An 11,659-nucleotide genomic window follows, 5' to 3' on the forward strand; every position below is an offset into this window, starting at 1 on the left:
CAAAGGTTTTTTAGTTTATTAAGATTAGTAAAATTAAGATATTTAAAGTAGTTGCTGCATTCTAATTTTCAAAATTATTAAACTTTTTCATTGATTAAAATCTTAACGTCAAGTTTATTTATGATTAATTTTTAAATAGTTATAGGTAAGTTATATGTTTATATCAAATAAATATATAATATTGAGAGTTAGCTCGAAAATTTAAAAATAAAGACCTTATTATAAAGTATAACATGATAGGTTTGCTAAAGTTATTTCTATAAATTGTATTTGAAACAATGAGGCAAATTAATTCACTAGATTTACAAGCAATTATGTTATCTTTAGGTTGTTTACCATTAATGTTTTTGTCTTATTTACCTTCTGATACCCAGTGGTATTTGATTGCAGTAATACTGGTTATCATTTTATTAGTACTACCATCCAAATTTCAAAAGTGTTGGATTTGTGTTGTTATGTTTGGTTTAAGCTTTTTGTGGTCTACAGCTTATTCTAAGCAATATTTATTAAATATCGAGTCTCTTATTGATGAAACATTAGTTGTGAACGCTAAAGTTGAAAGTATCAATACCCGACAGTTTGTCACATTAGTTGAACCTTATTATGTAAAATTTTCCATTTTGAATAATACTTATCATCCTCTTTCCACAAATATGCCAATTTCAATTTATTGGGATATGTCAGAAATTCCAAAATCTGGCCAAATTTGGCAATTAAAATTGAAAACAAAAGTAGTACATAGCTATTTAAATGAGGGCTCATTTGATAGTCAACGTTTTGCAATTGTTAATCGAAATTTATTAACTGCTAAAATAATCCAAGCTAATTTATTAGATGGTAAAATCGATATTCGCCAAAGTATTGTAGATAATGTTTTACCTTATATTAATTTATTTACTTATCGCGGTATATTAATCGCGCTTGCTTTCGGTGATCGATCTCAACTTAATGATGATCATCGTAACATCATGATGAAAACAGGGGTTGCACATTTAATGGCAATATCAGGTATGCACATCTTGATTGTTTTCGGTATTAGTTATTTTTTAGTAAAAGTAAAAATGTTTTTAATACCCCAGCGTTTTATGCATTTTTATATACCAATTATGATAGGTTGGTTATGTGCGGTTTTTTATGCATGGCTTACAGGTTTAAATCCTCCTGCTTTACGTGCAATATTAGCATTAACAATTTGGATTTATCTGCGTTATAAGTATGAGCAAATAAGTAAATGGCAAAAGATTAATAGAATTATTGCATTATTGTTGCTTTTTGATCCATTAATGATTTTATCAGAAAGCTTCTGGTTATCGTGTTATGCCGTAATTAGCTTAATTTTTATTTATGAATGGATACCTTTATCTAAATGCATACAACATAAAAAACGCTGGTATATTATTAGATTATTGCATCTACAATTTAGTTTGACAATTTTGTTGTTACCTATTCAGTTTTTTTTATTTCAAGGTGTAAGTGCAGTTTCATTATTTACTAATCTAATTGCAATTCCTGTAATCTCTCTAATAACGTTTCCTGTTATTTTATTCGCATTAATAACTTGTTTTGTTAACTGTTCTAATCTTACATTCTGGCTTTGGTTGATTGCTGAAAAATCACTAGAATGGTTATTTTATTGTTTAAATTCCTTGAAGTTTTTATGGATAAATACGCCTTCAAACTTTTGTCTACTAAGTTTTGTCGGTATATTTGCAATTATAATTATACGTATTGGATTTTTGTACCGCTTTAATATCACTGTTCTAATTATATTAATGATATTAACCTCTCCGTTACTAAAAAAACAAGATTATTTATGGAGGATTGATATGTTAGATGTAGGTCATGGTTTGGCTATTGTTATTCATAATGGTAAATCAGCAGTTTTGTATGATACTGGAGCCAATTGGCAAAAAAGTTCAGCAGCAGAACGCATTATTATTCCGTTTTTACAGCAGCATGATTTAAATGTTATAGGTATTATCATAAGTCATCAACATAATGATCACATTGGCGGATTAAAAGAGCTTCAACGAATATATCCTAATTCATGGCTAATGAGTTCTTCTACACAGCTAAATAACAATTATCAATGTTTGGCTGGTAATAGCATTATCTGGAATGAAATAACATTTAAAGTGCTTTGGCCAAATAAAATGGTTGATTATGCAGAAAATGAAGATTCATGTATTGTACAAGTAACTGATGGTAAATTTTCAATATTATTAACCGGTGATTTGGAACACAATCAGGAATATCAATTAGTATCTTTATATCATAATCAACTAGAATCAACGATATTACAAATACCTCATCATGGTAGCAATACTTCATCAAGTTATGCATTTTTAAATCATGTCAAACCCAAAAGTTCATTGGCTTCCACATCACGTTATAATCCATGGAAATTGCCTTCAAAAAAGATAGCTAAACGCTATAAAGATTTACAACTAGACTACTATACTACAGCAAGAACAGGTCAGATAATTCTATTTTTTTATAAAAATAAATGGGAATTAAAAACCATGCGAGCTCACAATAGACCGAGATGGTATCATAATTGGTTTGGTTATTTGTCAGACAATTATTAAATATAAAAGACTAGATATTAGTGTAAAGTAATTTATAGTTAAAGCGTAAATTATCAATTTTAAGAAAATCTTATTGAAAAAACGTTATCAAAAAATATTATTAATTTAAAATTAAAATTGTTTTTAATAAGTGATTCTTCGTCTAATTCATTTCATATTAACAATCATTTAAATATTTTTTGATAAAAAAGTTTGATTTTTATTTAATTGATAATAGAATGTACATTTATCAAAATATACAAAAAAAAGTGATTAAATTTAATTTTTTATAAAAAATAGAAAATAGTTATATCAAAACTAAATTATAAATAATTTTCTAGTTTAGATTAAGGATGAATAAAGTGAAGTTGAATTCTGTTAAACGATCACTAAGATTAATTTTAGTGATCCTTTTTGTAATAGTTATAGCTTTTGCATATTTTTATGAAGACGTTTTAGAGGCTATTAGTCATAACGTAATAATTAATACTGCTATCGTTTCAATGCAAATTATTGGTGTGATTTATATCTCTTTTTCTACTATCTCATTAATGATAGGTGTGACTAGTTGGAATAAATTCACAAGAATGGCATCCTCGTCATCCTCAAATGATATTGAAAAACTAGATAGATTCCCTTTTCAAGGGGCTGTAAAAAGTTTAAATGGACGAATTTCTGAACTGGTTTATGAAGGACCTGAAATAAGAAACTCAATTTTAGACAAGTTAAAAGATAGTTTTTCTCATCGAGTATCTGGAGCCGATTACTTATCAGGGTTACTTGTTGGATTAGGCTTATTAGGTACGTTTATTGGTCTTATACTTACTATGGGAAGTATAAGGGAATCAATGGATGTTGTTACCTCTGGATCTTCCGATCTTTCAGCTCTATTAGGAGGAATTGCGGCTCCTTTAGGCGGTATGTCAGCTGCGTTTACGGCATCATTTCTAGGGCTGATGGGGTCATTAATAATGGGGTTATTTGCTCATTTATTAAGTTCAACTGTTGATAACATCTACTTTTCGGTGGAGGATTGGGCTAAAACGCATGCTGATGATTTTATCGGTCAAATTCCAGGAAAAAATGGTTCTGTAAGTTCAATAGTAGGAAGAGAGGCTGCAGCAGGCGTTTCTATACAGAATAATGGTCTTAATGCTGCGTTGTTAGATTTATTTAATCAGTTTCTTTCTAACCAAAAAACCTTTGAAAATAATCAATTAAAACAAATTGAAGGTACAGATAAATTAGCTGATTTTCTTGATAAACTTATTCAGAAACAAGAGCAGAGTGTGGTATCACAAAATCAATCTTTTAATTCTATGCAATCAATTTTAGGTCAGATTCAAAGTGAATTAATTGGTATTAACTCAGTATTGGGTTCTATTGAAGGTCAGCAACCAATATTGCGTAGTATTCAATTTGAATTAGAGACAGCAAATAATGCATTAAATGCAATTGATGATCACGCTGTTAAAATTTCTGAAATTCAGAACCAAACAATTAATGCTATCGATAATGTTCGCAACTCAACGGAACAAAGCCGTGTTGCTTTAATAGAAGCTATTGGGGGCATGAACGCAGATCGCTTACAGATAGTTACTTCTTTCAATGAAGTTGCTAAAACATTAGTAGAGCTACAATCTGAAATTCAAGGTGTTCGCCAACAGCTATTAACTATTGAATCTATTGCTCGTACTAAAACGAGTGATTCCGAAGCGGTTGTTAAAGCTATACGTCAACAAAATGAAGCACTGATTGAATGTGTTGGTCAAATGACATCTATAAGAGCATCTATTCAGTCTTGAGATGATATTTTATCTTAAGTTAGTTAACTCTATTTTGTGGAAATAAAGTAAAACTAAGCTGTGTTTAATCGTTATTCATTATATGGATTTTTGTTGTGAAAAGTAAAATTATCGTATTAAGTGTATTATCTTCTCTTATGATTGGCTGTGTTGTTAAACATGAACAACCTGATATGAACAAAACTTATGATGCTAATGAAAGTCTGCTATTAGCAAGCAAACAACTACCAACTGCTTTATTACATGGTATTGATATTTCATCAAGCGGTTTAAGTTTACAAGAAGCCATAGAGATTGCTCAATTCTATTCCTTACGAACTGTGTCAGCCAATTCTAAATTAACAGAAGCTGATGCACGAATTCAAGAAATTGAAGCTGGCTATTACCCAAAGGTAAACGTATTAGCGAAAACTCGTGATTACTCATTTGATCGAATGAATTCTATTTCTCGCTCAAATGATGAATACGCCCAAGCTCAAGTTTCTCTTCAATATAATTTACTTGACTTTGGGCGTACTCGTTATGGTGTAGACAGTGCAACTCAGCTTCGCGAATCAGCTAAATATATTGCTGAATATGAAGAAAATAAAGTATCTTTCAATGTGATTAAAGCTTACTTTAATATTCGCCGTTATACTCAACAAAAGAGTTATGCACAAGATTATATAAAAGAAATGTCAGATCTCGTTAAAACTATTGGTGTACGTGTAAACGGCGGTCTTTCTCCTCAATCTGAAGCAATAAGAGCTCAACTAGCGTTAACTAATGCTCAAAATGCGGCTAAATCAATTGAACTTCAGTTGAAGAAATCAACCCAAGAATTAAACACTTTGTTAGGGCGTTCTGTTCCCACTAAAAGTTTAAAATTAAAGGAGGCTTTTATTAGTAGCGAAGAGCTTCAAGAAATTTTAGAAAGTGTTTTAGTTAATAACCCTGATATTAAAGCTTCTGAATCTCAATTAAACAGTGCTCGATCAGAAGTTGAAGTTGCCAAAAGTGCGAGATACCCGACAGTTGATGCGGTAGGTTCTTATACTAAACCTTTCCAACATCCAGATGATAAAGACGGTAACTTTATAGGTGGTAAAGTTTCGCTACAAGTTAGCATGCCAATTTTAGATGGTGGAATTAATACATCTAGAATTGGTCAGGCTACTGCACGTCATACTTATAGCATGGCATCTTATAATCAACTTGTTCGTGATGTTAAAGAAATATCAAATAATTTGGTAGAAGATGCACTTAATGCTGCAGATACTTTCAGAATTCAATATAAAGCTGAACAAGATGCAAGCAAAACAAGAAAATTATATATGGATGAATTTCGTTTAGGACAGCGTAATCTAAATGATTTATTAACAGTAGAAACTGACTATTTTAGTGCTAAAGTGAGTAAATTATCTGCATTATATGATTATTATCTTTCAACATTAGGTCTATATCTTCTTGCTGATCAGTTAGAGGTTGGAATGTCTAGACTAAACTTGAATTAACAGAGAAGGTATTGTCTTATGAAATCAAATTCACATTTCTGGCCAGCATATGTAGATATGATGACAGTATTGTTACTTGTTTATCTTTTAATAACATTACTTTTTCAAATACTAATGATAATTGCTCAGCAAAATGTTGGTATTAAATTGCGTGAGCGTAATCAAGTGGCTACACAATTTTTTGTATATAATGAACCTTTTTACCGCGATGAGTTACGTCTTGAATTTCTACGTAACCAAAATTATTTAACTGCTAAAAATAAAGAGGAATTGGTAAATTGGATTAAGCTTCATAAAGATCAAATTGAGGATAAAGGAGCAGTTATATTTGCTACTTCATCAGATGATGCTCAAATGGGAGTTTCTTTATCTCTACAATATGATCGTAGTTTGTCTGTATTTAGTATATTACAGATTGAAGGGGTTTCTATTCAAAAAGTTAAGATAGAAAATTCTTCAGTCAATAAGAGTGATATTGGGTTTGTCTCAATACATATACGGGAAAATAGTACTGATATAAAAACAGAACCGACTACTCAACGTCAAGGACAATCACTAAATCAATCAAGAGTAATAGGACAGTAGTGTAAATTATAAATAACCCTCATAGGAAAATTAGAGAGTAATTGGAAGGAAAATGGAAGATAAATCTTTAGACATTCTAAAAAGGATAACTAACTATATGCCTGATGGTATAGCAGGTAGAACATTAGTTGTTTTCATTTTATTTCTAATCTGGATCTCGCTATTTAAAGTTGATGTGCTTGTAAAAGGAATAGGAGTGATTAGAGTCGAGAGCCGAAACTTGACACTTCAACACCCAGAGGGGGGAGTAATTCAACAACTTTTAGTACATGAAGGGCAACAAGTCACTGAAGGTCAGTTGATTGCTATTGTCGATAATAGTTATGTAAATGAAAGCTATGCTAAAAATGAGGTTGAACGCAAAGCATTGCTTGTAAAAGTTCAGCGATTACATGCAGAACTAAGTGGTGAAAAATTTGAACCACAATTTACTGGAGAAAAATACCTAGATGAAATCATCACTAGTGAATCGAGTTTATTTGAATCGAGATCAGTCGCTTTACAAGCACAAAAACAGGTTAATAGCGCTCAAGTTGAACAGAAAAAAGCTCAAATTTTGGAGTTGGCAACCAAGATTGATGATCTTAGCAAACAAGCAGAATTAGCAAAACAAGAGGTTCAGCTTTATAAAACTATGGTGACTAAAGGTGCAGCGGCTCAAGGAAGTTTACTACAGAAAAAACTTGAATATCAACAAATTCAAACTGCCCTTAATGAAGCTAGACTTAAAATACCAAGACTAAATAGTGAGCTTTCAGAATATGAAGCAAGATATGAACAGATTCAAGCAGATTTTATATCTGATGTACAAAAACAATTAACTCAAGTTAATACTGATTTAAGTCGTGTTGATGCATTAAAAACAGCTAGTGAAGAAAGACGAGAAAACTCTAAAATTGTAAGCCCCGTTGATGGAGTTATTCAGCGCCTTTTTGTTGCTCATAAAGGTGCAGTTATTAGGCAAGGTGGAGAGGTTGTTGAAATCGCACCATCAAAAGTTCCTTTAATTGCTGAAGTAAGAGTAAGACCAGAGGATCGTGATCGCATTTGGGAAAATATGGTCGCAAAATTACATGTAAGTGCTTTTGATGTTTCATATGCTAATACCTTAGAAGGCAAAGTTTCTGTTATCAGCGCTGATGCTTTATCTGATGAAAATATAGGGCGTTATTATCTTGTAAGTATTGAAGTTCCAGCTGAAAAATATAATGTTACAATGTATCCAGGGATGAGCGTTGATGCATACCTGCTTACTGGAAAAAGAACATTACTTGAGTACTTTTTAAAACCTTTATTGTCAAATAGTTCTCTTATTTTTTCTGAACCTTAACTTATTAAATGAATGGATGTAAATAGATGTCATATAATCAATTACCAATACCAGCATCTCCGGAAATAGCCGTCGTTCCTGCAACATATGCAGATAATTATATTCCTGTTAACTATAAAGATGTTGAGTTATTAATTAATGGTACTGACTTAATTGTTCAGTCTGGTGATAAAAAATTAATATTACCTTTAGCAGCTAAATTTGCATCGTTAGATCAAAATATTTTCACGTTCAAGTTTAAAGATGGTGTAACTATAAATTCAGATGAAATAATATCAAAAGCCAGTTTTATCAATACAGCCCCTAAATTTACTGAAAATAATGAATCTCCTATTGATACAAAATCTGAGTTAAAAGGGCAAGATGATATAGAAGTAGTAGAGTCGCTAGCAAATGAAGTTGTTGAATTTATAGAGATTGAAAATCTTGAAAGTAAATTACAACAACAGGAAGATAGTACTGAAGAACTTGAAAAAATGATATCTAAAAAATCTTCTCCATCATTTAAAGAAATTGACGTAAATGTATCAGAGAATAGTTCTTTAGTTTCAGCATCGGATACAGCTGAATCATTACCAGAAAAATTTATTGCAGAAGCGCCGCTTATGATTGAGAACAATGAAGGCCATGTTGATAAAAAACCTGATGCAGTCGAAATTCCGGCAATTAAGCTATTCCAGATTAAATCTGTTGTTGATCAAACAACAAAAACTTGGATGAGTGGAACTGGCAATGATGAAGCAGCATCTTCTGATAATTTTGCATTACAATATAAAAAGGTTCATATTGATCTATCGGAGGAAACGGAAGATTGGTCAATTTATGTAAATAATACTGATATGATTCCTATCGGGAAAATCGGTCGCATTATTGAAGTCGATGATGCTAGAATTGTTACTTCTGTAACAGGTGAACTTAGTAATATGACAATAATTACAGGTGATTCTGTTCTAGGTAAACAGTACGGTTTAAAATCAAATCAATTTCTAATTTTATATCCTGAAGGAGTAAATTTTACCTTCAACCTTTCATTCAGCTATGTTGATAATGATGGGCAAAATATAACAGAAGAAGCAAATTTCGATGTTTCCAATAATCCTAGTGTTATCGTTGATAGTAAAGGACATTTTCAACTAGCTTCATCTAAAAACCATGTTGATATTACTGCAGGTAGTGGAGACGATACCATCTTTGCTGGTTACCAGAATGGGCATTATGATGGAGGTGAGGGAACAAATACAGTAAATTATAGTCAACTAAAAGAATCATTAATTATTGATTTGAATAAAGGTGAAAGTACTTCAAAAAATACCCATCATACCTTAGAAAATATTCAAAATGTGGTTGGTAGTAATAATGGTGATACTTTAATTGGACATTTAACAAATAGTAATAAATTAGTTGGTGGTGATGGCAACGATGTAATTATTAGTAACGGTGGAAACAATATTGTTGATGGTGGAAAAGGTGAAAATACCATCAATTATGAAGCTGCGGCGAGTGGAGTTTCGGTTGATTTATCTAAAGGCATCGCACTTAATAATGGAAATGGTGGTTCAGATTCTTTGTCTAATGTACAAAATATTATAGGAAGTTTATTTAACGATGTACTGATTGGCGATGATCAAGATAATAAGATAAATGGCGGCAAAGGTGATGATGTTTTATCAGGAATGGGGGGGGACAATATTCTTGATGGCGGTGAAGGAAATAATACTGCCAGTTATGCTGACGCAAAGTCAGGAATAAACGTTGACTTAAGAAATTCTGATAAACAAGTTATTAAAAATGGTTTTGGTGGTAAAGACACACTTATCAATATTCAAAATATTCTTGGAAGTAGCCATAATGATATTTTCCATACAGGTGTAGGGACAACTATAATTGATGGTGGTGCAGGAGATGACATTTTCCATATTTCCGGTAATGATGCAAGTATTACATTTTTAAGTGGTAATAGTGGTAATAATATTTATTTTGCTGGTGTGGGATTTAATAATTATTTAGGTGGAATAGGAAACGATATCGTTAATTATTCATCGGCAATTACTGGAGTAATTTTGGATTTTGATCAGGGAGTTGCATTTGAAAATGGTTTTTATGGTATTGATATTTTAAAAAATATTAATAAGGTAGTTGGTTCTAATCATGACGATTATTTTATTTTAGGTAATGGTGATCATTCTATAGATGGTGGTTTAGGAAACAATACTTTTATTGCTGGTTATGGTAATAACGTAATTAATGGTGGAAGTAACGGTGCGGGTTTTACTAATACTGTTAATTATAGTAATGCAATTACTGGTTTAGATATAAATTTGCTAACTGGTAACGTAACGAATAATGGTTTTGGTGGTAAGGACACGTTAACTAATATTCAAAAAATTATTGCATCCGACTATGATGATGTTATTCACGGTGGTATAGACAATGTCACTATCGATGGCGGAGCAGGTGATAATACATTAAGTTATGATAATTTAACTAATGGTGTGAAAGTTAATATCGGTACTGGTGAAGTTAGTAAAAATTCAGGTGTAGATAGCTTCTTAAATTTTAACAATTTTGTTGGCTCAAGTGGTAATGATACTTTTTTTGCATCAACTGGTTTTCAAAAAATAGATGGTGGTGCAGGCCATGATACCATTGATTACAGTAACATTTCAGGAAAAGTTTTAGCATCTCTTAATAAAAAAGAGATTGATTATTGGAATAAAGATACACTATATCAACATAAAATAAATAATATTGATGAAGTGAGATTTTCAAATATTAACGGCAATGTAGGTTACACTAAAACAACTGGAGTAACCAAGTTTGTTGGAGGGGCTTCAAACGACACTTTCTATATTATGGGGGGAAGTAATTACATAATTGGTGGGGGTGGTTCCGATCTCATATCTTATATGGAATCAAAAACAGGTCAAGGTCTAGTAATTTCGCTTGATGAAACAGGGACGGGTATGGCAACACAAAATAGCTATGGTGGTGTTGATACAATCGAGAATATCAACAGAATTATAGGGACTAATTATGATGATTACATCAAAGCGAGTGGAAAAATTGAAACGTTATCTGGCAATGATACAATCGACGGTATAGGTAATGCGATAGTTGATTATTATCATGCGGAATTTGTTGATATCAATTTAACAACTGGGACAGCTATCAAAAAAGGTAATAGAGCAAAAGGAATCGATACGCTGATTAACATTAATAATGTTACCGCTAGTTCAAATCATAGTGTTATTCGTGGTAACGCAAATGATAATATCATAACAGGACGTTTTGGAAATGATATGTTTTATGGTAGCGAAGGTAACGACAAATATGACGGTAGTAATGGCAATGACACTTTAAATTATAGTGAATTAAGTAATACGAAAATTGAAGTGGATATTCAAGCTGGTACAGTTTTTAAAGGTAATAATGGTAGCAATGGTAAAGATACTTTTAAAAATATCGAAAATATTATTGGTACTAATGAAAACGATGTATTTAAAATATCTTCATCAAAAGACTTAAATAATTACAAAATAATTGATGGTGGATTAGGTCAAGACATAGTTAAAAAATCAGGCGAATCAAGCAATTTCTCTTTTGGATCGCATGCTCAAACTATTTTCAAAAACATTGAACGTTTTGAATTTAATGATAGTAAAACGGATAATATTTCTATTGATTTATCAATCCTGTTCAATAATATGGATCAGAACAAAGTAGAATTTGTCTTAGATAGTAATGATAATTTAGCCGTAATTAATTCCTCCTCTTGGAGTCATACAACAAGTGGTTCTACAGAAACGTGGACTGACGGCACAAATGAATTAGTAGTTAATCGCGTTTAAATCACAATAAAGTAAGAAATGAGATAAGTTT

General features: G+C 31.4%; 6 protein-coding genes. All 6 read left to right on the forward strand.

Annotated features, from left to right (window positions below):
* The first annotated feature begins 278 nt into the window (after positions 1 to 278).
* The 6 genes from A9G34_RS01890 (at position 279) to A9G34_RS01915 (ending at position 11,628) form a co-directional block, all read left to right on the forward strand.
* Positions 279 to 2,588: a DNA internalization-related competence protein ComEC/Rec2 gene (locus tag A9G34_RS01890; protein ID WP_065573969.1), complete on the forward strand. Its 2,310-nt coding sequence runs from the start codon at positions 279 to 281 to the stop codon at positions 2,586 to 2,588.
* 341 nt (positions 2,589 to 2,929) lie between these two features.
* Entirely contained in the window at positions 2,930 to 4,372 is a 1,443-nt protein-coding gene (locus A9G34_RS01895; RefSeq protein ID WP_065568718.1) for a MotA/TolQ/ExbB proton channel family protein, read from the forward strand.
* 95 nt (positions 4,373 to 4,467) lie between these two features.
* A complete protein-coding gene (locus A9G34_RS01900; RefSeq protein WP_034943158.1) occupies positions 4,468 to 5,865 on the forward strand; it encodes a TolC family protein in 1,398 nt (465 codons plus the stop codon).
* A gap of 18 nt (positions 5,866 to 5,883) precedes the next feature.
* On the forward strand, positions 5,884 to 6,450 hold the full coding sequence (locus A9G34_RS01905) for a hypothetical protein (protein WP_034943157.1): 567 nt from the start codon (positions 5,884 to 5,886) through the stop codon (positions 6,448 to 6,450).
* Between the two features lie 52 nt (positions 6,451 to 6,502).
* Positions 6,503 to 7,780: an HlyD family type I secretion periplasmic adaptor subunit gene (locus tag A9G34_RS01910; RefSeq protein WP_080715837.1), complete on the forward strand. Its 1,278-nt coding sequence runs from the start codon at positions 6,503 to 6,505 to the stop codon at positions 7,778 to 7,780.
* A gap of 26 nt (positions 7,781 to 7,806) precedes the next feature.
* Positions 7,807 to 11,628: a beta strand repeat-containing protein gene (locus A9G34_RS01915; RefSeq protein ID WP_065568719.1), complete on the forward strand. Its 3,822-nt coding sequence runs from the start codon at positions 7,807 to 7,809 to the stop codon at positions 11,626 to 11,628.
* Positions 11,629 to 11,659: the final 31 nt, after the last annotated feature.

This window comes from Gilliamella sp. Choc4-2 (assembly GCF_001690355.1).
Lineage (GTDB): Bacteria > Pseudomonadota > Gammaproteobacteria > Enterobacterales > Orbaceae > Gilliamella > Gilliamella apicola_A.